The organism is Micromonospora sp. NPDC004704 (genome assembly GCF_053601675.1).
In genome coordinates this window covers 93,910-114,223 of record NZ_JBSGCD010000007.1, presented here as the reverse complement: position 1 = coordinate 114,223, position 20,314 = coordinate 93,910, and the positions used below count along the sequence as shown (strand labels likewise).

18 protein-coding genes and 1 pseudogene are annotated in these 20,314 nt (G+C 71.1%); 7 read left to right on the top strand and 12 right to left on the bottom strand.

Features of this window, described 5'->3' with window-relative positions; translation table 11 throughout:
• Nucleotides 1–63: 63 nt before the first annotated feature.
• The 3 genes from ACWEFB_RS11980 to ACWEFB_RS11970 form a co-directional block, all read right to left on the bottom strand.
• A complete protein-coding gene (locus ACWEFB_RS11980; protein ID WP_452284766.1) occupies nucleotides 64–192 on the bottom strand; it encodes a hypothetical protein in 129 nt (42 codons plus the stop codon).
• Nucleotides 193–346: 154 nt separating this feature from the next.
• Nucleotides 347–1,126: a glucose 1-dehydrogenase gene (locus ACWEFB_RS11975; protein ID WP_452284764.1), complete on the bottom strand. Its 780-nt coding sequence runs from the start codon at nucleotides 1,124–1,126 to the stop codon at nucleotides 347–349.
• Nucleotides 1,123–2,949 (bottom strand): glycoside hydrolase family 15 protein, encoded by a 1,827-nt coding sequence (locus ACWEFB_RS11970; protein WP_452284762.1) that lies wholly within the window; start codon nucleotides 2,947–2,949, stop codon nucleotides 1,123–1,125. Before ACWEFB_RS11970 ends, ACWEFB_RS11975 begins: the two co-directional genes overlap by 4 nt.
• A 241-nt stretch (nucleotides 2,950–3,190) precedes the next feature.
• Between ACWEFB_RS11970 and ACWEFB_RS11965 the strand changes: the two genes are divergently transcribed.
• On the top strand, nucleotides 3,191–4,222 hold the full coding sequence (locus ACWEFB_RS11965; RefSeq protein WP_452284760.1) for an NADPH:quinone reductase: 1,032 nt from the start codon (nucleotides 3,191–3,193) through the stop codon (nucleotides 4,220–4,222).
• A 1-nt stretch (nucleotide 4,223) separates the two neighbouring features.
• Here the strand turns inward: ACWEFB_RS11965 and ACWEFB_RS11960 are convergent, their stop codons facing one another.
• Complete coding sequence (locus tag ACWEFB_RS11960) at nucleotides 4,224–4,466, bottom strand: hypothetical protein (RefSeq protein ID WP_452284758.1); 243 nt, start codon at nucleotides 4,464–4,466, stop codon at nucleotides 4,224–4,226.
• Nucleotides 4,467–4,720: 254 nt separating this feature from the next.
• On the opposite strand from ACWEFB_RS11960, the gene ACWEFB_RS11955 reads away from it, so the two are divergent.
• Both ACWEFB_RS11955 and ACWEFB_RS11950 read left to right on the top strand, forming a co-directional pair.
• A complete protein-coding gene (locus ACWEFB_RS11955; RefSeq protein ID WP_363594251.1) occupies nucleotides 4,721–5,173 on the top strand; it encodes a ribonuclease domain-containing protein in 453 nt (150 codons plus the stop codon).
• A 116-nt stretch (nucleotides 5,174–5,289) separates the two neighbouring features.
• On the top strand, nucleotides 5,290–5,691 hold the full coding sequence (locus tag ACWEFB_RS11950; RefSeq protein WP_452284756.1) for a barstar family protein: 402 nt from the start codon (nucleotides 5,290–5,292) through the stop codon (nucleotides 5,689–5,691).
• 85 nt (nucleotides 5,692–5,776) lie between these two features.
• Here the strand turns inward: ACWEFB_RS11950 and ACWEFB_RS11945 are convergent, their stop codons facing one another.
• The 3 genes from ACWEFB_RS11945 to ACWEFB_RS11935 form a co-directional block, all read right to left on the bottom strand.
• Complete coding sequence (locus ACWEFB_RS11945; protein ID WP_452284754.1) at nucleotides 5,777–6,250, bottom strand: hypothetical protein; 474 nt, start codon at nucleotides 6,248–6,250, stop codon at nucleotides 5,777–5,779.
• 68 nt (nucleotides 6,251–6,318) lie between these two features.
• Nucleotides 6,319–7,272, bottom strand: coding sequence for a DUF559 domain-containing protein (locus tag ACWEFB_RS11940; protein ID WP_452284752.1), 954 nt, complete (start codon nucleotides 7,270–7,272; stop codon nucleotides 6,319–6,321).
• 142 nt (nucleotides 7,273–7,414) lie between these two features.
• Nucleotides 7,415–9,088, bottom strand: coding sequence for a fatty acid--CoA ligase (locus ACWEFB_RS11935; protein ID WP_452284750.1), 1,674 nt, complete (start codon nucleotides 9,086–9,088; stop codon nucleotides 7,415–7,417).
• A 120-nt stretch (nucleotides 9,089–9,208) separates the two neighbouring features.
• Here ACWEFB_RS11935 and ACWEFB_RS11930 point away from each other — a divergent pair, with 120 nt between their 5' ends.
• Nucleotides 9,209–9,703 carry an NUDIX domain-containing protein gene (locus tag ACWEFB_RS11930; RefSeq protein ID WP_363594241.1) on the top strand — a complete coding sequence of 165 codons (495 nt, stop codon included), beginning with the start codon at nucleotides 9,209–9,211 and terminating at the stop codon, nucleotides 9,701–9,703.
• A 30-nt stretch (nucleotides 9,704–9,733) separates the two neighbouring features.
• Here the strand turns inward: ACWEFB_RS11930 and ACWEFB_RS11925 are convergent, their stop codons facing one another.
• Nucleotides 9,734–11,350: an MDR family MFS transporter gene (locus ACWEFB_RS11925; RefSeq protein WP_452284748.1), complete on the bottom strand. Its 1,617-nt coding sequence runs from the start codon at nucleotides 11,348–11,350 to the stop codon at nucleotides 9,734–9,736.
• Between the two features lie 191 nt (nucleotides 11,351–11,541).
• Here ACWEFB_RS11925 and ACWEFB_RS11920 point away from each other — a divergent pair, with 191 nt between their 5' ends.
• The 3 genes and pseudogenes from ACWEFB_RS11920 to ACWEFB_RS11910 all read left to right on the top strand — a co-directional run.
• The gene (locus ACWEFB_RS11920; protein ID WP_452284746.1) at nucleotides 11,542–12,846 is read left to right on the top strand and encodes an MFS transporter; all 1,305 of its coding nucleotides are present in this window, start codon (nucleotides 11,542–11,544) and stop codon (nucleotides 12,844–12,846) included.
• Between the two features lie 85 nt (nucleotides 12,847–12,931).
• Complete coding sequence (rfaE2, locus tag ACWEFB_RS11915; RefSeq protein ID WP_452284744.1) at nucleotides 12,932–14,674, top strand: D-glycero-beta-D-manno-heptose 1-phosphate adenylyltransferase; 1,743 nt, start codon at nucleotides 12,932–12,934, stop codon at nucleotides 14,672–14,674.
• A 14-nt stretch (nucleotides 14,675–14,688) separates the two neighbouring features.
• A pseudogene (locus tag ACWEFB_RS11910) lies at nucleotides 14,689–15,543 on the top strand (glycosyltransferase family A protein); the annotation flags it as partial.
• A gap of 228 nt (nucleotides 15,544–15,771) precedes the next feature.
• Here ACWEFB_RS11910 and ACWEFB_RS11905 read toward each other — a convergent pair.
• The 4 genes from ACWEFB_RS11905 to ACWEFB_RS11890 all read right to left on the bottom strand — a co-directional run bounded on the left by ACWEFB_RS11905 (nucleotide 15,772) and on the right by ACWEFB_RS11890 (nucleotide 20,043).
• Entirely contained in the window at nucleotides 15,772–16,875 is a 1,104-nt protein-coding gene (locus ACWEFB_RS11905) for a glycosyltransferase family 9 protein (RefSeq protein ID WP_452284742.1), read from the bottom strand.
• Nucleotides 16,876–16,890: 15 nt separating this feature from the next.
• Nucleotides 16,891–17,592 carry an Hsp20/alpha crystallin family protein gene (locus ACWEFB_RS11900; RefSeq protein ID WP_452284740.1) on the bottom strand — a complete coding sequence of 234 codons (702 nt, stop codon included), beginning with the start codon at nucleotides 17,590–17,592 and terminating at the stop codon, nucleotides 16,891–16,893.
• Nucleotides 17,589–18,101, bottom strand: coding sequence for a DUF2231 domain-containing protein (locus ACWEFB_RS11895; RefSeq protein ID WP_452284738.1), 513 nt, complete (start codon nucleotides 18,099–18,101; stop codon nucleotides 17,589–17,591). Before ACWEFB_RS11895 ends, ACWEFB_RS11900 begins: the two co-directional genes overlap by 4 nt.
• Nucleotides 18,102–18,309: 208 nt before the next feature.
• Complete coding sequence (locus ACWEFB_RS11890; protein WP_452284737.1) at nucleotides 18,310–20,043, bottom strand: PIG-L family deacetylase; 1,734 nt, start codon at nucleotides 20,041–20,043, stop codon at nucleotides 18,310–18,312.
• Nucleotides 20,044–20,314 lie beyond the last annotated feature (271 nt).

The following is a 20,314-nucleotide window of genomic DNA, read 5'->3' as shown; positions in this document are numbered from 1 at the left end:
TAGCGACGCCAATTCGGCGCTCGGGCGTCGCTAACTTCATGATCAACGACGAGGTCGGGTGGGTCAGGTTAGGAGGAGGGTGGTGCAGGCGGCGCAGGCTCCGATCAGTGCCGCGAGGGTGCCGATGATTGTTGCTGCCAGGAGCAGCCACCGTTCTCCGCGCGGCGGCAGGGAGTTGGGGGTGTGGCTCATCGCCGGGAGGTGCCCCTTTCGATCTGGTCAGGCAAGACCCCTACCAGCCAGCAAGCAGGGGGCTGCTGATCAGGTAGGGGCCTTACGTACGTGGGCGTTCAGAATGGTCGTCCTCGTGAGAGAACGAACGTGAATGTCGTGAGTGACGGGGGCGTCAGGCGCCCTGGCCCTGGTTCTGCATCAGGCCCCCGTCGATGAAGTAGGTCGACCCGGTGACGTAGTCGGAATCCGGGCTGGCGAGGAAGACGGCCAGCCTGGCGATCTCGGACGGTTCGGCGGCCCGCCGGAATGGGATGCTCTGCACCTGTTCCTCCAGGTAGCGGGGATTGTCGATCGCTTCCTGGTTGAACGGGGTGAGCACCATCCCCGGCCCGATGTTGTTCACGTTGATCTTCATCGGGGCGACTTCGAGGGCGAGACTGTTGGTCAGGTTGCGCAGCGCGCCCTTGCAGACGTCGTAGTCGGTGCCGCCGACCCGGGGAGTCTCCTGGTGCACCGAGCTGATGTTGATGATTTTGCCGTTTCCGCCCTGCCCCTTGCGGTGCTGGACGAACCTGCGGCAACAGAAAAAGGCCCCGTACACGTTGGTCCGGATCGCGGTATCCCAGGTCGCCGTGTCCATTTCGGACACCGGGATGCCGGAGGCGTCGATGCCGGCGTCGTTCATCAGCACGTCCAGGCTGCCGAACTCGATCAGCGCCTGGTCGAACATCGCCTCGACCTGGTTCTCGTCGGTGATGTCCCCCTGGACGATGATCGCCCGCTGGCCGGCCTGCTCGACCATGTCCCGGGTGTGCATCGCCCCATCGTGGTCGTGCAGGTAGTGCACCACCACGTCGGCGCCCTCCTTGGCGAACTCGATCGCGGTGGCCTGACCGATTCCCGAATCAGAGCCGGTGATGAGCGCCTGCCGGCCGTCCAGTCGTCCACTCACTTTTTCTCCCCCTCGGTCGATGTGTAGACACCGGCGGGAACACCGCCGGGTGCGGTCTCGGTGAGGCGCCAGGCCGTGTTGATCAGTGCCATGTGGGAGAGCGCCTGTGGGAAATTGCCCAACTGTTCCCCCGTACGCGGGTCGAACTGCTCGGCGAACAGGCCGAGGTCGTTGCCCCTGCCGACGAGGCTCTCGAACATCCGGGTCGCCCGCTCGTGTTCCCCGGCCAACGCCAGACAGTCCACCAACCAGAACGAGCAGGGCAGGAAGGCGGCCGGATCGCCGTCCCAGCGCCGGACGAGTCCGTCCTCGGTCAGGTCCTGCTCGATCCGATCGATGGTGGCCCGCATCCGCGGATCGGTGGCGGGCAGGAAACCCCAGAGCGGCAGGGTCAGCACCGACGCGTCGAGCTTGTCGGACCCGAAAGCCCCCGTGTACGCACCGACGTCGGCATTCCAGCCCTGCTCCAGGATCGCCTCGCGGACGTCGGCGCGGGCTCCCGCCCAGCGGGCGACATCCTCCCGGCTGCCGATCCGCTCGCCGAACCGGACCGCCCGGTCGAGCGCCACCCAGCAGCACGCCTTGGAAGAGACGTAGTGCCGCTCCACGTCCCGCAACTCCCACATGCCGGAGTCCGGCAACCGCCAGGTGGCCGCCGCCTGGTCCGCCAAAGAGTGCAGCAGCCGGCGGACCGACTCGTCCATCGGGTTCAGGTAGTCGCGCAGCAGCCAGGCCGCGTCCATCACCTCACCGAGTACGTCCGACTGCCGCTGCCGCCACGCGTCGTTGCCCAGCAGCACCGGCTTGCTGCCGGCGTACCCGCCGAGGGTGTCGACTGAGCGTTCGGTGAGGTCCCGCTCGCCCTCCAGTCCGTACATGATCGGCACCGGTGCCATGGTGACCCGCCCCACGGACTTGGCGACCCAGTCGAAGAGTCGGTTCGTTTCGTCGGGGCAGGCCGCCACCCAGAGCGCGCGCATGGTCAGGGAGAAGTCGCGCAGCCAGGCGTAGCGGTAGTCGTAGTTGCGGTCACCACCGATCCGCTCCGGCAGCGAGGTGGTGGCGGCGGCCACGACCGCGCCACCGGGTGCGTACGTCAGTCCCTGTAGGACGAGGGAGTTTCGGCGTACCAGGTCCCGGTACCGTCCCCGGTAGTCGTGGTTCGCCAACCAGGAACACCACCCCGCCACGGCGTCCACCAACGCCGCCGGCACGTCCGTGTCGGCCGGGCGCCGGTCCCGGTCGCCGTAGGTGGACGAGTAGGCCAGGGCGAAGCTCTCCCGCTGACCGGCCTCGACGGTGAACCGCGCCGAGACGTCGATGTGGTCGCGGTGGACCGGCGCACTGGAGGTGAGGGTGAGCGTGGCGGCACCGGCCGTCGCCGTGACTTCCTGACCGTCCACCGTCAGGTACGCGGTCACCCGGCCGTACTCGAAGCGCGGGGCGAAGGACATCATCATCGGTACGCGCCCGGACAGCGCCTCCACCGTACGGAGCAGCATGCCGGGTGAGCGCCGACCGATCTGGTGACCTCGGGCGCCCGGCTCCAGCGCGAGCGCGTCGGTCACCGCGACCGTCCCGTCCCCGGTGGTGAAGACCGTACGCAGCACCAACGTCTCGTCCAGGTACGCCCGTTCGACCTCGAAGTCGGCTTCGGGGCGGATCGACCAGTGCCCACCCCCGTCGTCCAGCAGCCGGGCGAAGACCGACGGGCTGTCGAACCGCAGCGGGCACCACCAGTCGACCGAGCCGTCCCGACCGACGAGTGCACCGGTGAGGCCGTCGGCCAGGAAGCCGTAGTCGCTGATCCGGTTGCCGTTCACCGGCGCACCGTCCGGGACTGCCCGTCCCCGATGTCCGGTACGCCACCAGCCGTCATCCCGCAGCCCAGCGCCACGACACCTCCCCCGGACCGGAAGCACCTCGGGTACCCGTGCACGGACAGCGATAACCGATCCGGCACCGGCCTCGGCACCGACGACCCGTCGGGCAAAGCCGGAACCGCCACGAAGCTTCCTATAAGTGGGGAAAATGGGGCTAACCGCGCCAGCCAGGGAGACCACCATGAAGGCAGCCGTCTACACCCGTACCGGTGATCCGGGCGTGCTGGAGCTGGTCGACCAGCCCATCCCCGAGCCGGAGGCGGGCGAGGTGCTGGTACGGATGGCCTTCGCCGGCGTCAACCCGACGGACGTGAAGTCCCGCTCCGGCGACGGCAGCCCACCCCCGTACGGCTGGCAGATCCCCGGCCAGGATGGTGCGGGCGTGATCGAGGCGACCGGTCACGGGGTGGACTCGACCCTGGTCGGCGAGCGGGTGTGGGTGTGGGAAGCGGCCGGAACCCGCCCCTGGGGTACGGCAGCCGAGTACACCCTCGTACCCTCCCGCCAGATCGTCCTGCTCGGCCCGGCGCCGTTCGAGGTCGGCGCGGTGCTCGGCATCCCGTTCCTGACCGCGCACCGCTGCCTGACGGTCGGCGAGATGGTGCCCCGACACCTCGACCTCGGCAGCCTGGCCGACCACGTCGTGCTGGTACAGGGCGGCGCGGGCGCGGTCGGGAACGCGGCGATCCAGCTCGCCAGGTGGGCCGAGGCCACCGTGATAGCCACGGTCAGCAGCTCGGAGAAGGCGCAACTGGCCGCTGCCGCCGGCGCCTCACATGTAATCAACTACCGGCAGCAGGACGTGGTCGCCGAGGTGAAGAAGATCGCCCCGCACGGGGTCGACACGATCGTCGAGGTGGCCGGGGACCAGAACGCGCCGATCGACGCGCAGGTGATCGGACACGGCGGGGTCGTCTCCGTCTATTCGTACCGGGGCGACGGCGAGCTGAGCCTGCCCGGAACGCGGTTCATGGCGCCGAACGCCCGCTGGCAGTTCGTGTCGGTCTTCCAGGTGCCCGCGACGGCGAAGGCGCAGGCCGTACAGGATGTGGCCACGGCCGCGACCCAGGGCGGCGTCCGGGTCGGCGCGGACGCCGGCCTGCCGCTGCACTTCTACCCGCTCGCCGAGGCCGCCGACGCGCACGCGGCGGTGGAGGCCTCGGCGGTCGGCAAGGTCCTGATCAGCACCAGTCAGGAAGAACCGGCACCGTAGCTCAGCCGCTGCGGCGGTTGCCCCACTGGCGCGGCCCCTGGACCGAGCCCCGGCCACCGAAGCTCTTGCCCTTGCCCTGCGGCGTCTGCTGCGAGGCGCCCTTGCCCCGGCGGGCGGCCCGGTTCAGGAAGGTCGGTTCGGCGTCCTCGGCCGGCTCCTCACCCTCGGCCGGGTCGGAACCCTCGGTCAGTTCGGGGGCCTCGGTGACATCGTCGGTGTTCTCGGGGCCACTCGAATCCGGCATCGTTCTCTCCCTGCAGCTCGTGGGTACGGGTCACACGACAGCGCCGGGCTCCGCACTGGAAATCCCCTGAAGCTTACGGCCACACGGGAACACCCCCGCAGCCGACCAACCGGTACGCCCCCGACCGGGACGGAAACATATGGCAGATCATCGATTAATTTAACCTCCGCCCCCTTCCGGGGCAGGCATCCACTACCGAGGATGGATCACGACCCGCACACCCCCGCGGGCTCCCACCGGCACTGGAGGCCACCATGACCGTCCTCGCCCCGCTCGCCGCCGTCGCCCGATCGCGACCGCAGCGTCTGCTCGCCAGCTTCGCCCTGCTCGCCGCCATGATCGCGGCGATGCTGGTCGGTCCGGCGGTGGTGGCGCCCTCGCACACCAGCTCTGCTTCGGCCGCCGTCTACAGCTCCTGCACCATCTCCCGGTGCGCCGACGCCCGTACCGCGCGCAGCGGCTGGGCCAGCCGTGGCTTCCCCACCGCGCGTGGCTGGGTCTCCTGGAGCGGCGGGCTCTCCAACTACGCCGGTGGTCGGCACATGAACTACGAGGGCCAGCTCCCGACGAACGCCACCTACTACGAGTACGACGTCTACCCCCGCCGCCAGGGTGCCGCCCGCGACGCGTACCGGATCGTGGTCAACAAGGCTACCGGGGCGACCTGGTTCACCCCGAACCACTACGCCGACTTCTACCGGCTCTGAACGGTCCAACCGGCCGCCTCTGACCAGTAGAGGCCGGCGCCCGGAGAGTCAGGACGTACCGTCGGGCCGGGCGGCAGTCGCCCGGCCCGACAGCTCCGCCCAAGCGAGGGAACCAGATGTCAGAACCGACCGATCCGCACCTACCGCCGTGGCTGAGTCTGTCCACCGATCCGGCCGTACCGTCGAGCGCGTCGGTGGTGAGCGGTGCCGCCAGTCGTACCCGGGACGGCCTGTTCACCGAATGGGCGGCGGCGCTGGATTTCCCGCCCTACTTCGGCCGGAACTGGGACGCCCTCCTGGACGCGCTGCGGGACCTGGCCGAGGCGCGCCCGTACCCGCTGGTCGTGACCAACGCCGCCGAGTTGCTCGCCGACGAGCCACCCGCGCAGCTCGCGACCCTGCTGGCCGTACTCGGCTCGGTCGGTGGTGAGTCGGTGCCGGCGTTGCGGGTGGTGCTGACCACCGGACCGGGTGAATTGTCGGCCCTGCACGAGCGGCTCGCCGCCGCGCTGGCCTGACCAGCCAGGGCCTGACCAGCCTGCCCCGCACCGGCCAGAGCCTGACCGGCCAGAGCCTGACCGGCGAGGGCCTGACCGGGCAGGGTCAGGGCAACTCGTTGGTCTGGACGACGAAAATCTCGGCCAGCGACGCGTCGAGGTAGTCGGTGAGCGGCCGGCCGGTGACCGCGAGCAGGTCGGCGACGAGCAGCGGCGCGTGCCGGGCCATCGCCGCCGGCTCGACCCGCGGCGCCTCCTCCTCCGAGGGGTGTACGCCGAGAGCGGCCGTCAACAGCAGCACCAGCACGGTCGGGTCCAACTCGGGGAACCAGCCGATGTTGTCGACGGCACACCGCTTCAGCACCACCTGGAGGTCGTCGCTGTCCAGCCCGTCCGGGTGCACCTCCTCCAGCAGCATCCGTACGACCCCGCCGAGCACCAGCCCGACCTGCTCGGGGTTACGGGCCGCCAACTCCACCGCAGCCCCCTCGTACGCCTCCGCGTCCCGCGCCGCGACCGCCGCGACACTCCGCTGCGCCGCCCGCCCGATCACCCGCCCCACCGCCACCCCTGAATCCATGCGACCCATTCAACTCGCTGTGGCGTTCCACTGCCCCTATGGGGGCAGCAGACCGCCGCAGCCGACCGTCATGCTTCCCAGCCGGCGGCTGTCAGGGCCGCTCGGAGTTGGGCGACCACCTCGGCGGGACGGTCGCGGACCACCCAGGCGGGAAACCGGAGTACGCGTACGCCACTGATCCACAGGTCGTTCTGCCGGTGCATGTCCGCCCACCAGTGGCGTACCTCCAGGTGCTGACTGCCGTCGATCTCCACGTGCACGCGCCACTCGTCGAAGTGGACGTCGAGGTACCGGCGCCGCCCCCGAGCGTCCGTACGCCGTACCTGCCGGCTCGGCTCGGGCAGCCGCCCCCGGCGGCAGAGCCGGAGGAAGTCGGATTCGGCGATGGAAGCGGCACCGTCGCGGGCGTCGGCAGCGGCGGCGGCGATCAGGCCACGCCGGTACGCGTTCGGCATCCGGGCCAGCACCTCGTCCAACTCGCCCCCACTGATCAGCCGTTGCTGGAACCCGGCGGCGATCACGGCTCTGGCCCGGTCGTCCGTCGGCGCCCACTGGGCGGCGTCGACGAGCGATCGGGCGGGCATGGTGCAGGGTGGTTGCCCGAGCCGGTGCACGTCGGCCTCGGGCAGTTGCCGGGTCCGGTGCACCACGACGTCGTACGGCGGGTCGAGGTCCCGGCGGGTGGCGGAGATCAGTACGTGCAGGGCTTCGCTGTGGTATCCGCGCAGGCCGAGCAACTCCAGGGCGGAGGGTCCGGCGAGGACCGCCCGGCGTACCCCGAGCACCGCCACCCACCGGCGCTGCTCCCGGCTGATCGGGCCGGTGTGGGCGAGGTAGATCCCACGTCCGGCCGCCTGCCAGCGTCCGGAGGCGAGCCGGTGGCGCACCGCCTTGGGCGAGAGGTGCCGGAGCGCCTGACGCCGGTTGACCACGTCCGACTGAAGGTCGAGCAGGTGGGTCAACGCGTCGGCGTCGGGCGGTGGTGGTGGACGCAGGCCCGGTACGGGGTCGCGGCGCAACATCCGCCAACCCTCTCGACCCGACCCCCACCGCCGCCACCCCCACCCACCAACCTGTGGATAACCGAGGCTCGCCCCGCAGCGCTGTGGCGTTCCAGTGCCCCTATGGGGGCAGCAGACCGCCGCAGCCCTCGGGCAGACCGGGTCAGGCGTCGAGGGTTTCGACGGTGAGGGCGTTGCTGGCGTGGGTGGCCCGGATCTGTTTCTTGTCGAACTTGCCGACGCTGGTCTTCGGGATCGCGTCGAGGAAGGTCCAGCGCTCGGGGAGCTGCCACTTCGCGACCCGCTCGCCGAGGAAGTCGCGCAGCTCGGTCGCGCTCGCGGAGGCGCCCTCGCGAAGTACGACGGCGGCGAGCGGGCGTTCGTCCCAGCGTTCGTCCGGTACACCGACGACACACGCCTCGTGCACCGCCGGGTGGGCCATCAGGTGGTTCTCCAACTCGACTGACGAGATCCACTCCCCGCCGGACTTGATCACGTCCTTGGCCCGGTCGGTGAGGACCAGGTAGCCGTCCGGGGAGAGGGTGCCGACGTCGCCCGTACGCAGCCAGCCGTCGCGGAACTTCTCCGGGTCGGGGTCGTCGTCTCCGACGTACCGCGAGGTGACCCAGGGGCCGCGGACCTCCAGTTCGCCGACGGCCCGGCCGTCGGCGGGCATCGGCTCACCTGCGGGGCCGACGATCCGGGCGCGGACCGCCGCCGGGAGCCGCCCCTGGGTGTAGCGGTAGGACCAGGCGTCGTCGCCTTCGGCACCGGCCGGTGGGCGGGCCACCGAACCGAGCGGCGACATCTCGGTCATGCCCCACGCGTGGATCACGTCGATCTTGTGCCGGTCGTCGAAGGCGTGCATCAGCGCCGGTGGGCAGGCCGAGCCGCCGACGATCACCTCGGTCAGCGACGAGGTGTCGACCGGGTTGGCGTCCAGGTGGGCGAGCAGGTCGTTCCAGATGGTCGGCACCGCCCCGGCCAGGGTCGGGCGCTCGGCGGCGATCATCTCGGCGATCGGGGCGCCCTGGAGGAACCGGTCCGGCATGATCAGCGAGGCGCCGGACATCAGCGCCGCGTACGGGATGCCCCAGGACATGGCGTGGAACATCGGCACGATGGCGAGTTCCCTGGTGGTCGGGCCGAGCCCGAAGCCCTCCGCCATGCAGATCTGCATCGAGTGCAGCCAGATCGACCGGTGCGAGTAGGCCACGCCCTTCGGGTGGCCGGTGGTGCCGGAGGTGTAGCAGAGGGCGGCGGCGTCGCGCTCGTCCACGTCCGGCCAGTCGTACCGCTGCGGCTTGTCCCGCAGCAGGTCGTCCCAACGGTGTACGGCAACCGCCCGGCCACCGGCGGCAGCGCCCTCGACCAGCGGTGTCGGGTCGCCGCCACCGACCACCACCAGGTGCTCGACCGTGGTCAGCTCCGGCAGCACCCGCGCCAGCAACGGGATCAGCGTGCTGTCGACCAGGATCACCCGGTCCTGCGCGTGGTTGGCGATGTAGGCGACCTGGTCGGGGTAGAGGCGCAGGTTGAGGGTGTGCAGCACGGCGCCCATGCTCGGTACGGCGAGGTAGGCGACCAGGTGTTCGTTGTTGTTCCACATGAAGGTGGCGACCCGCTGGTCCCCGGTGACCCCGAGGTCGTCGCGGAGCGCGTACGCGAGTTGCGCGGCGGCGGCACCGACCTCGGCGTACGTCATCCGCCGGCTGGGCCGACCGGCGGACGGATCGGCTCCGGTCCAGGTGACCACCTCGGAGCTGCCGTGCACCGTGCTGCCATGTTCGAGGATCCGGGAGATCTGGAGGGGAACATCCATCATGGTGCTGCGCATGCGAAACAAACTAGTGGCCCAGTTCACACTTTGGAAACCCTTGTGACCCTCGCCGGGGGCGATCCGGGAAGCCCGGAGCAGCGGCCTCGGTGGGCCGGTCCGCTGCCCTAGAGTGATCGGATGAGCAGCATTTCGTGGGCGGAGTCCTACCTCGGGCAGCTTCGTACGCTCGCCGGTGACCGGACCCTGATGTTCGTCGGCGCCCGGGGCGTGGTCCGGGACGCGGCCGGTCAGGTCCTGCTGATCGAACGCTCCGACAACGGTGACTGGGCGATGCCGGCCGGGGCGATGGAACTGGGCGAGTCGATCAGCGACTGCGTGGTCCGGGAGGTGTGGGAGGAGACCGGGCTGAGGGCGCAGGCGGTGACCCCGTTCGCGTTCTACACCGGCCCGGACCGCACCTTCACCAACATGTACGGCGACACGTACCAGCTCTTCGTGGTCGCGTTCCGGATCGAGACCTGGTCCGGTGAGCTGTTGACGGTCACCGACGAGACCACCAACGCGGGCTTCTTCCCGCCCCGGGGACTGCCGACGCCGATCTCCCCGACGGTCCTGGAGACCCTGGACGACCTGGCGGTGTTCGAGCGCACCAACCAACTCGTGCTCAAGTAGGCCGGTGCGCCCGTAACGGTAACCGCGCGGCTAGATCATCGTCTGGGCGTTGGCTTCCATGTCGGTGGCGGCGTCGTCGTGCGACTCCTTGTCCAGGGGCGTGCCGGCGCTACCGGCACCGCGCAGTTCCGCGTTCGGCATCAGGACGGTGAGCACCACCGCCACGACCGCGATCAGGCCGGCGACCAGGAAGACCAGGTGCAGCCCGCTGACGAAGCTCTGCTGTACGGCGTCGCGGAGCGGGTCCGGCAGCGCCATGATCTTCGCCGGTTCGTTGATGGAGAACGTGCTCGGGTCGATCGGGGCCTGCTGCTCAGGTGGCAGCTTGGACAGTGCCGTCGGCAGCCGGTCGGTGAGTCCACCGGTCAGCCGGGTGGAGAGCAGGGTGCCGAGGATGGCCACCCCGAACGAACCGCCGAGCGAGCGGAAGAAGGTCACGGTGGACGTGCCCGCGCCGAGGTCGCGTACCTCGACCGAGTTCTGCACCCCGAGGATCAGCGACTGCATGCAGAGCCCGAGCCCGATGCCGATGATCACCATGTAGAGGAACGCCAGCCAGAGCGTGGAGCGCACCTGGAGCTGGGTGAAGAGCAGCATGCCGAGCACCAGCAGCACCGCGCCGGCCACCGGGAACCACTTGTACCGGCCGATCCGGCTGATCGCCCGACCGGTGAGCACCGAGGTGACGATGATCCCGGCCATCATCGGCAGCATCAGCAGACCGCTGTTGGTCGGCGACGCGCCCTTGACGATCTGCAGGTACAGCGGGATGAAGATGATCGACCCGAACATCACCAGGCCGAGGATGAACGAGGCGGCGTTGCCGAGCGCGAAGGTACGGCGACGGAACAGCCCGAGCGGCAGGATCGGCTCGGAGACCCGGGACTCCTGCCACAGGAAGACCACCGCGAGCAGCGCACCGACCGCGAACAGGGCGAGGATCAGCGGCGAGGCCCAGGCGTACTCGTTGCCGCCCCAGCTCAGTGCGAGCAGGAGCGAGCTGACCGAGGCCACCAGCAGGCCGGCGCCGAGCCAGTCGACCGTGTGCTGCCGCTTGGTGAACGGGATCAGCCGCATCACGTAGAAGCTGACGATGATCGCCACGATCGCGAGCGGCACGTTGATGTAGAAGATCCAGCGCCAGTTGTGCTCGGCGAAGTAACCGCCGACCAGCGGGCCGGCGACCGAGGCGATCCCGAAGACCGCACCGAACAACCCCTGGTAGCGACCGCGCTCGCGGGGTGCCACCACGTCCGAGATGATGGTGAAGGCCAGGGTCAGCAGACCACCGGCGCCGATGCCCTGGATCGCCCTCGTGATGATGAGCTGGGTCATGTCCTGGGAGAGCCCGGCGAGGGCCGAGCCGACCAGGAACGTGCCGATCGAGAAGAGGAAGACCGGACGGCGCCCGTACAGGTCGGCCATCTTGCCGTACAGCGGGGTGGAGGCGGTCGACGCCAACAGGTACGCGGTCACCACCCACGAGTAGTGGTTGATCCCGCCCAGCTCACCCACGATCGTCGGCAGTGCCGTACCGACGATCGTCTGGTCCAGGGCGGCCAGCAGCATGCCGGTCATCAGGCCGCTCATCAGGAGCAGGATCTGCCGGTGACTCAGCGTCGGCCGGGTGTTTTCGGCGGTCGTCATCGTGCTTTCTCCCCCCGCCGGCACGGAACATGCCTGGCGGGTGGCGACTCTTCCATCCGTACCCGCCGACCTACTTACCGGCCGGCAAGTATGTGATCCCTGACATCCCAAAGATCAGCGAATCCTGGGAGAACGCTGTACCAGCGGAAACCCACTCGACGGCGACGCGTCGATCCGGGACGATCCGCGAGGTGAAGACCGGCCTGCTCCGGCGCCTGGCGCTGGACCTCACCCCACTGCGTACGTCCCGCGACTTCCGGCTGGTCTTCTCGGCCGCCGGCATCTCCGGCTTCGGGTCGTTCATCACGTACGTCACCGTCCCGTACCAGGTGTACGAGATGACGAAGGATCCGCTGCTGGTCGGCCTGCTCGGGGTGGTGGAACTCGTACCCCTGCTCCTGATGGGTTTTGTCGGCGGCGCGCTCGCCGACTACCTGGACCGGCGCCGCTTGGTGCTCGGCGGCGAGATCGGGCTGACCCTGCTCTGCGGGGTGCTGCTGGTCAACTCGCTGTCCGACCAGCCGCACCTGTGGCTGCTCTACCTGGTCGCCGGGCTGACCGCAGCCGTCGACGGACTGCAACGCCCGGCGATGGAGGGGTTGACCCCGCGACTGGTCACCCCGGCCGAGATCCCGGCGGCGAGCGCCCTCAACTCGCTGCGGATGCAGGTCGCCCAGCTCGCCGGGCCGGCACTGGCCGGGGTCCTGATCGCCTCGGTCGACCTGGCCTGGGTGTACGCCATCGACCTGGCCACCTTCGCCGCCTCGCTCGCCTGCCTGGCCCTGGTACGGGCGGTCCCGCCGCCACCGGCCGCCGACCGCCCGTCGGTACGTTCGGTCCTCACCGGCCTGCGGTACGCCCGCAGCCGCCCCGAACTGCTCGGCACCTACCTGGTCGACATCAACGCGATGTTCTTCGGCATGCCGCAGGCGCTCTACCCGTTCATGGCCGACAAGCTCGGCGGACCGGCCGTACTCGGGCTGCTCTACGCCGCACCGGCGGTCGGCTCGCTGCTCGCCACGCTCGGCTCGGGCTGGACCCGGCAGGTGCACCGGCACGGGCTGATGGTGGTGCTCGCCGCCGGGGCGTGGGGGCTGGCCATCCTCGCCTTCGGGCTGGTCGACTCGCTCTGGCTGGCCCTGGTCCTGCTCGCCCTGGCCGGCGCCGCCGACATGGTCTCCGGGCTGTTCCGGATGATCATCTGGAACCAGACCATCCCCGACCACCTGCGCGGCCGGCTGGCCGGGATCGAGATGCTGTCCTACTCCACCGGTCCGCTGCTCGGCCAGTTGCGCTCCGGGCTGGCCGCCCGGTGGCTCGGCGTGAACGGCTCGATCGTCTCCGGCGGCCTGCTCTGCGTGGTCGGCACGATCGCCCTGGCCGCCGCGCTGCCGAAGTTCCTCCGCTACGACGGGCGCGACGGCCTGGCCCGCAAGGAGGCCGAGGACGCCGCCTGGGCCGCCGCCGCGACCACGCCGGCGAGCACCGTCGGATAACCCCGATCGGGTACGAACACCGCCAGAACCCCCCGGCGTCGCCGGGCTGCCGGTTTGGTGCTGCCGACAGCGGGGACCCGCCGGCATGGTGACCGGAGCAGAGGAAGATCGGCGACTTGCCGATGTGGTCGAGAGCTGGCTCGGGCGTGGCGTGCTGGTGGTCGGCGACGCGATGCTCGACGAGTGGCGGTTCGCCGATTCCGACCGGCTCTGCCGGGAGGCGCCCGCCCCCGTACTCACCCTGCGACGGCGGATCACCGCCGCCGGTGGCGCCGCGAACACCGCGGTGAACCTGAGCGCGCTCGGTGGCCGGGCGTCCCTGGTCGCACCGGTCGGCGCCGACGTGGCCGGCGACGAACTCCACGACTGCCTGGACCGGGCCGGGGTCTGGGACCGTACGGTCTCCCAGACCGGCCGCAGGACACCGGTGAAACGACGGATCCTCGCCGCCGACCAGATCCTGGTACGCGAGGACGAGGGTGACCGGGACGACCGGCTCTGCGACGACGGGGTGCAGCGACTGCTCGGCACCCTGGCCAGCGCCACCGAGGAACTGCGCGAGGTGACCGGCCAACCGCCGACGCTGGTGATCTGCGACTACGGTCTCGGCGCCCTGCCCGAACCGATCCGCGCCTGGCTGGTCGAGCACCGGGACCTGTTCGGCACCGTGGCCCTCGACGCGCACGACCTGGCCTACTGGCGCGGGCTCGCCCCGACCGTGGTGACGCCGAGCTTCGCCGAGGCCACCCGCCTGCTCAACTCCGCGAACAAGGCCCCTGCCGCCCCTTCCGCTGACCCCGTCGAAGCACCGGCGGTGCGACTGGCGGCGGGGCAGACGCCGACGGTGGAGATGCCGACGGTGGTGACGGAGGTTGTACCGCCGCTGCCGGACCGGCCGCGCGGGTTCACCGAGAGCACCGTCCACTCCGGCACCGATCGGGCCGGAGTGGCCCGGTCCCACCTCGCCGAGATCCGGGAACGTACCGGGGCGGACGTGGTGGCGGTGACCCTGGACACCGACGGGGCGGTGGTCGGTGGCGCCGACGGCGAGCCCCGGCGCAGCCACGCCACCCCGGTCCCGGCCAGCTACGCGGTCGGCGCGGGAGACGCGTACCTGGCCGCGATGACCCTGGCCCTGGCCGCGGGCGCACCACTGCCGACAGCCGCCCGACTCGCCCAACTCGCCGCCACCAGCACCGTCGCCGGGATGGGCACCTGTGTCTGCGTACGCGAGGATCTGCTTGCCGCTCTGGGGTCGACCGGCGGCGACGGCGAACGGGCGCCGGCGGTGGTCGACCACGGCGGACTCGACGCGCTGATCGCCCGACACCGCCGCGACGGCCGGTCGGTGGTCTTCACCAACGGCTGCTTCGACGTCCTGCACCGGGGTCACGTCCGCTACCTCGACCAGGCCCGCCAGCTCGGCGACGTGCTGGTGGTGGCGGTCAACTCGGACGACAGCGTGCGCCGGCTCAAGGGCGCCGACCGGCCGGTGAACCCGGTCGAGGACCGGGTCGCGGTGCTCGCCGCGCTCGCCTGCGTGGACCACGTGGTGGTCTTCGAGGAGGACTCCCCGGCCGCCCTGATCGAGACGGTCCGGCCCGACGTGTACGTCAAGGGCGGCGACTACCCGCCCGAGATGGTCCCCGAGGCCCCGCTGGTACGCCGCCTCGGCGGTCAGGTCCGGACCCTCGGTTACGTCCCAGATCGATCCACATCCGCGATCATCGACCGCATCCGCTCCCAGACCGTGAACGGGCGGGCTCCTGCCGCGAGCGACGACCAGGAGCCGTTCCTCGCCGACAGCCCGACCGGCAGTACGCCGTGAGCCGCCCGCCCGTCGTGAACCGGCCGCTGGCCTCGGACGACGCGGCGGAGTTCCGTACCGACCGGCTGCTGGACGTGCTCGTACCGACCCGGAACCGCCCGGCCGAACTGGCCGTCACCCTGGCCGGGCTGGCCGCCCAGGGCGGGCCCGACGGGTTCGGGGTGGTGGTCAGCGACCAGTCCGGGGGCAGCCCCCCGTGGGCCCAGCCCGCCGTCGCGGCGACCGTACGCGTACTCCGCCACCGGGGGCACCCGGTGCTGCTCACCCGGCGGCTGCCCCGGCGTGGGCTGGCCGAACACCGCGCGTACCTGCTCGACCAGTCACTCGCCCGGTACGTCCTCTTCCTCGACGACGACGTGTGGCTCGAACCGGACGCGGTGCAGCGGCTGGTCGACGCCATCGGGGAGCTGGACTGCGGGTTCGTCGGCAACGCCGTACACGGGTTGTCCTATGTGGACGACGTACGGCCGGAGACGCACCGGCACTACCAGGAGTGGGACGGGCAGCCGGTCCCGGAGGAGATCCGTCCCGGCACCCCGGAATGGGACCGGGCCAGGATCCACCCCGCCGCGAACCTCCTGCACGTCACCGAGGCGGTGGGCCTGGCACCCGGCCAGTGGCGGGCGTACAAGGTCTCCTGGATCGGCGGGTGCGTGCTCTACGACCGGCTCCGGCTGCACGCCTCGGGCGGCTTCGACTTCTGGCGCCGGCTACCGGAGAAGCACCAGGGCGAGGACGTGGCCGCCCAGCTCGCCGTGATGAGCCGGTACGGCGGAGCCGGCATCCTGCCCAGCGGGGCCTACCACCTGGAGGCACCGACCACGGTCACCGACCGCCCGGTCGAGGCATGGGAGATCGTCCTCGCCGAGCAGTCTGCGGACCAGGTGGAGGCGCGGGCGAACCGGTCCACGGACCAGCCGCTGGACCGGTCAGCCGATCGGTCCGCCGAGCTGCCGGTGGAGGCGACGGAGACCCGACCGGCCTCGTTGGAACCACAGGCCGCGTCGCTCGAAACCCAGGCCGCCCTCGAACCGATGTAAGCAAGCCGCCCTCGAACCGGTGTGAGCAAGCCGCCCTCGAACCGGTGTGCGGCAGGGTCACTCGGCGTCGGTCAGGTCGGCGACCGCCTCCAGCACCTCCACCACGGGCACGTCGGTGACGAAGGAAACCCGGTGCGGGCAGTCACCGGCACCGGGGCGGGCCGGATAGATCCCCCGGCTGCAGTCGACCCCGCACTCCGGGCAGTTGATCGTCCAGGAGCCGATCGGCCGGTGCCGGGCCCGTAACGGGGTGGCGCAGTTGATCAGGTTGCCGACCCAGAAGATGCCGACGGTCGGCGTACCGACCGCCGCCGCGACGTGCACCGGACCGGTGTCGTTCGCGATCACCACGGCGCAGCCGCTGTAGAACCCGAGCAGCCCGCCGAGCGACAACTCCCCGGCCAGCGATCGCACCGGTACGCGCGCCGCGTCGACCACCTGTCCGGCCAGCTCCCGCTCCTGCGGCGTACCGGTCACGAACACCTCGTACCCGTCGGCGACCAACCGATCGGCCACCTCGGCGAACCGCTCCGCCGGCCAGCGTCGACGCGGATCACTGGCACCCGGATGCAGGGCGATCCGTGGGCGGCCCGGCTCACCGAGGAGCGACCGGACCTCGGCCAGGTCCGCCGGAGTCACGTGCAGTCGCGGGCTCACCGTCGCCGGGCTCACCCCGACCAGGCCGGCGACCTCCAGGTAGCGGAAGACCTCGGGCTGGTAGAACACGTACCGCAGCCACCGGTCCAGCTCCGGCGCACCCTCGGCGCGCAGCCCGGCGGTGACCCGGGCACCGAGCCCGGTGACGATCGGGTTCGAGTTTCCCCCACCACCGTGCATCTGGAGGGCCAGGTCGAACCGTTCCTCGCGGGCGGCGGCCAGGAACTCCGCCATCGCGGTCGCGGAGGGTGCCGGCTCGTCCGGCCCGGCGGTCCGGATCCCCTCGGCCGGTGGCACCACCAGCACCCGGTCCACCGGTCCCGGCCGGTCGGCGAGCAGGCCGACGTGCCAGGGTGCCCCGATCAGGACCAGTTCGGCGTCCGGGTAACCGGCCCGCAGGGCCTCCAGGGCGGGCAGCGCGAAAATGAAGTCACCCAGCGCGTTCGCCCGGAGTACGGCGATCCGCTCGACATCCGGCACCAGGTCCCGTACCCGGCCGATCATCAGCGCGGACGCCGCTCAGCCGAAGTGACGTCGGGCCGGCTGGCTCGTACCCGCCTCGGGCTGGTGCAGTTCCCGGTCGGCCGCCGGATCGTCGGTGCTCCCGGTCATCCCGCCGCCGGTACGGGCCGAACTGCCCGCGGTCAACGCCGCCTCACCGACCCGGCGGGCAGCCGCACCGGCGGGCAGGGCCGTACTGCCCCCACCGGCTGTCGCACCCGTTGTCGCACCCGTTGTCGCGGCACCGCTGGTTCCGGCCGGGGTGGACCGGCTCGACGGGTAGCGCCGGCCGACGGTGATCGTACGGCGACCGGACCGGTCCGCCTTCGGTAACGCCACCGTGAGCAGCCCGTGGTCCATCACCGCGTCGATCCGGTCCAGGTCGACCTCACCCGGCAGCCGGACCCGGTGCTCGAACGCCCGTACCCGCGAACCGGAGCCGGGCATCCCGCTGTCGGCGTTCACCTCTTCCTCGGACCGGGCCCGTACGCACAGGTCCCGCCCGTCGACCTCGAGCGCCACCTCTTCCGGCGCCACCCCCGGCAGCCGGGCGACCACGTACCAGCCGTCGTCGCTGTCCACCAGCTCCACGTCCGGCGGGCCGCCGCCGACACCGGCCAGTGCCGAGTTCACCATCCGGCCCAGCTCGGCGCGGAACGCCCGCAGCCCGGTCACCGCCTCCCGGCCACGATCGAGCCCGGCCTGCACGGGTTGGCTCATCGGGCGTCCCCCATCCGGCCCATGCCGTCCGCCGGGGCCGGGCTCAACGAGCTGGAGGCGTTCAGCCCCGCATCCCTGTCGATCCCGACGCCGAGCCGGTCGACCAGTTCACCGCCGAACCAGGCGCCGAGTCCGACCGCGCCAAGCGCGACCACCTCGATCGCGAAAATGGCGCCACCGGCACCGCGCTGGTCGGCGGTGAGCCGTACGGTCCAGATCGCGGCGAAGAGCAGGAGCACCGCGATGTTGACCGCCGCGTGGCTCACCCCGATCCGCTTGGCCCGGGTGCCGGTCGGGATCGCCAGCAGGTCGACCGCGCCGGCCCCCGCGGCCAGGACGCCGCCGATCAACCCGACCAGGATGTTCCAGTACGCCACCTCGCCGAGGTACCTCGGGCCACCGACGATGTCGGCGAAGTCGAAGATCACCGCGGTCACGAAGAGCGCTACCGGGAACATGACCAACATCGGGTGCACCGGATGACCCAGCGATTTGATCCGGCTCTCCATGGACGCCTCCCAGCTCCGCGGGCTGTCCCGCGCTGGGCCCGTACCCGGCTGTGACCTGGACAAACCCGATCGTTGCCGGATATCCGGCCGGTCCGGGGCACGCCCAGCGCGTCCTCGCGACGCGCCGCCCGACCGGTGGCGGGATGCCACCGGCCGGGCAGGCCGTCAGGCTGCGCCCTCGGCACCGGTCACGATCGTTCCCGGCGGATCAGGACAGTGACGACCAGCCGCTCTCGGCGGGCCAGGACCGGTACGCGAGCGCCCCCGCCCGAGCGGCGAACACCTGTGGCCCGGTACCGGTAACCACGACCGCCGGGGTTTCGACGGTCCCGCCGAGGCTGGTCCAGGCCCCGGGCACGCTGTCGGCCCCGAGTTGGGCGACGGACACCCCGGAGGCGGCGTCGCGCGCGAAGGCGTACAGCTGGTTGCCGTGCACGACGGTGGCGAGTTGCCCGACGCCACCGGGACCGGGCGCGGCCACCGGCGGCAGCCAACCGCCGCCGGGCGAGGCCTGGACGCTGACCGCGACGTCGGTACCGCCCCCGCGGCGGTAGACGACCCGGACCCGTCCGTCGGCACCGACCACCGCGCTCGGCGCGCTCGCCGGGACCATCGACGGCAGGACCTCGTTGCGGATCAGCGGGCCGTTCGGTACCGACTGGTACCAGTGCAGGACCTTGGCCCGGGTGGCGGCGAACACCTCGAGACAACCGGTCGGATTCAGTACGGCGCTGATCCCGTCCTGTACGTCGGTGCCACCCAGGTCGACCCAGGCACCCCAGCCGTCGCCGGGTGCGGGCTGGGACTTCACGCTGACCCCGCCACCGCCGTTCTTGACGAACAGGCACAGCCGCCCGTCGGCGTGCCGGGCGGCGGTCGGCGCGCCCATCTGGTTTGCGTTCGGCAGGGCCGCGTTGTGGTTGCCCAGGTCGGCCCAGGCGCTCGACCACGCGCTGTTCACGGCGGTCTGCCAGAGGACCACGATCCGGTGGTCCGACAGTCGCCGGGCGAACAGCTCCATCCGGCCGTCCACGTTGTGGCCGACGGTGAGGGTCGGCGCCAGGGGGCCGCCCGCGTTGGCCAGGAAAACCGGCTGCGACCAGCCCCCGCCGGCGAGCTGCCACCAGGTGAACACCTGGCCCTGCCGGACGGTGAACACCTGCAACCGGCCGTCGGCGTTGCGCCCGATCCAGGTCGTACCCCGGGGCCACCGGTAGACCATCCGCTCGGTCCAACCGAGCGTCGCGGCGGCCGGGTCGTAGACCCGGTAGGCGTCGAAGGCGGCCAGCTTCCGGGTCGCCTGGTCGGGCGGCAGGTTCATCGGCAGTGACCCGATGCTGTACGCGCGGTACGACGTCACCGAAACCTGCGTCACCGCCTCCGTCACGAGTCGGGCCGTGGTCACGTGATCGCCGTGGTCCGGTGGCGAGTACCGGGATTCCGGCAGCGGGTCGAGCGTCCGCACCTCGCCTATCGGGTAGAAGGCGACCAGGCCGGCGATCAGCGCCACCACGTCCGCCCTGTTGTACGTGTACTGGGGCACCCCCGCTCCCCCGTCGGGGATGACGGTCCGGTGCGGGGTGCCCGCGTACAGGTCGTCGAGTTCGCCGTCACGCAGCCCGACGAAGATCAGGTGTACGCGCGCACCCTTCAGCATGTACCGCTCGATCTGCCTCCCGTTGATGCTGATCACGTCGTGGTTCCACTCCGCCTGGTTCCCGGCCGGTGTGACCCCGGCCATCACCGCGTACGCGTCCTGGATGCCGCGTTGCCGGTTGCGGGCCCGCTCCCCCTCCGCGGTGCCGAGGCCGGAGAGCTGACCGGCGGTCAGGAAGGCGGTGATCGTGGCAGTGCCGGAGCGGATCGTGTCGGCCAGGTCCGTACTGAGGAACAGCAGATCGTCGTCCTCGTGGGCGACCACGTGCAGGATCGGATCGGACATGGATCTCCTAGGGGTGGTGAGGGGTGAGTGGAGGGCGAGCGTCGCTACCGGTCGTGACGGGTGTGAAACGGTCCCGGTATCTCGCGGTGGACCGGCGGGCCCTCGCCCACGGGTGTCGTCGTACCCACGACGCGGCAGCGGCGCGGATGATCATGTTAACGACGAGCCCCGACAGTCGACATTGGACGGCTGGCCATGCCGCGATGCCTTACCCGACACCGTAAAGCGCGCCGTCCACCCTCATCCGACGACTGGAACCGGACCGTCCGGT

Bases quoted from the DNA above. Each gene is read 5' to 3' on its own strand.
- ACWEFB_RS11980 (WP_452284766.1), bottom strand. From the start codon at position 192: ATGAGCCACACCCCCAACTCCCTGCCGCCGCGCGGAGAACGGTGGCTG.
- ACWEFB_RS11965 (WP_452284760.1), top strand. From the start codon at position 3,191: ATGAAGGCAGCCGTCTACACCCGTACCGGTGATCCGGGCGTGCTGGAG.
- ACWEFB_RS11960 (WP_452284758.1), bottom strand. From the start codon at position 4,466: ATGCCGGATTCGAGTGGCCCCGAGAACACCGACGATGTCACCGAGGCC.
- ACWEFB_RS11955 (WP_363594251.1), top strand. From the start codon at position 4,721: ATGACCGTCCTCGCCCCGCTCGCCGCCGTCGCCCGATCGCGACCGCAG.
- ACWEFB_RS11950 (WP_452284756.1), top strand. From the start codon at position 5,290: ATGTCAGAACCGACCGATCCGCACCTACCGCCGTGGCTGAGTCTGTCC.
- ACWEFB_RS11945 (WP_452284754.1), bottom strand. From the start codon at position 6,250: ATGGATTCAGGGGTGGCGGTGGGGCGGGTGATCGGGCGGGCGGCGCAG.
- ACWEFB_RS11940 (WP_452284752.1), bottom strand. From the start codon at position 7,272: ATGTTGCGCCGCGACCCCGTACCGGGCCTGCGTCCACCACCACCGCCC.
- ACWEFB_RS11935 (WP_452284750.1), bottom strand. From the start codon at position 9,088: ATGCGCAGCACCATGATGGATGTTCCCCTCCAGATCTCCCGGATCCTC.
- ACWEFB_RS11930 (WP_363594241.1), top strand. From the start codon at position 9,209: ATGAGCAGCATTTCGTGGGCGGAGTCCTACCTCGGGCAGCTTCGTACG.
- ACWEFB_RS11925 (WP_452284748.1), bottom strand. From the start codon at position 11,350: ATGACGACCGCCGAAAACACCCGGCCGACGCTGAGTCACCGGCAGATC.
- rfaE2 (WP_452284744.1), top strand. From the start codon at position 12,932: ATGGTGACCGGAGCAGAGGAAGATCGGCGACTTGCCGATGTGGTCGAG.
- ACWEFB_RS11905 (WP_452284742.1), bottom strand. From the start codon at position 16,875: ATGATCGGCCGGGTACGGGACCTGGTGCCGGATGTCGAGCGGATCGCC.
- ACWEFB_RS11900 (WP_452284740.1), bottom strand. From the start codon at position 17,592: ATGAGCCAACCCGTGCAGGCCGGGCTCGATCGTGGCCGGGAGGCGGTG.
- ACWEFB_RS11895 (WP_452284738.1), bottom strand. From the start codon at position 18,101: ATGGAGAGCCGGATCAAATCGCTGGGTCATCCGGTGCACCCGATGTTG.
- ACWEFB_RS11890 (WP_452284737.1), bottom strand. From the start codon at position 20,043: ATGTCCGATCCGATCCTGCACGTGGTCGCCCACGAGGACGACGATCTG.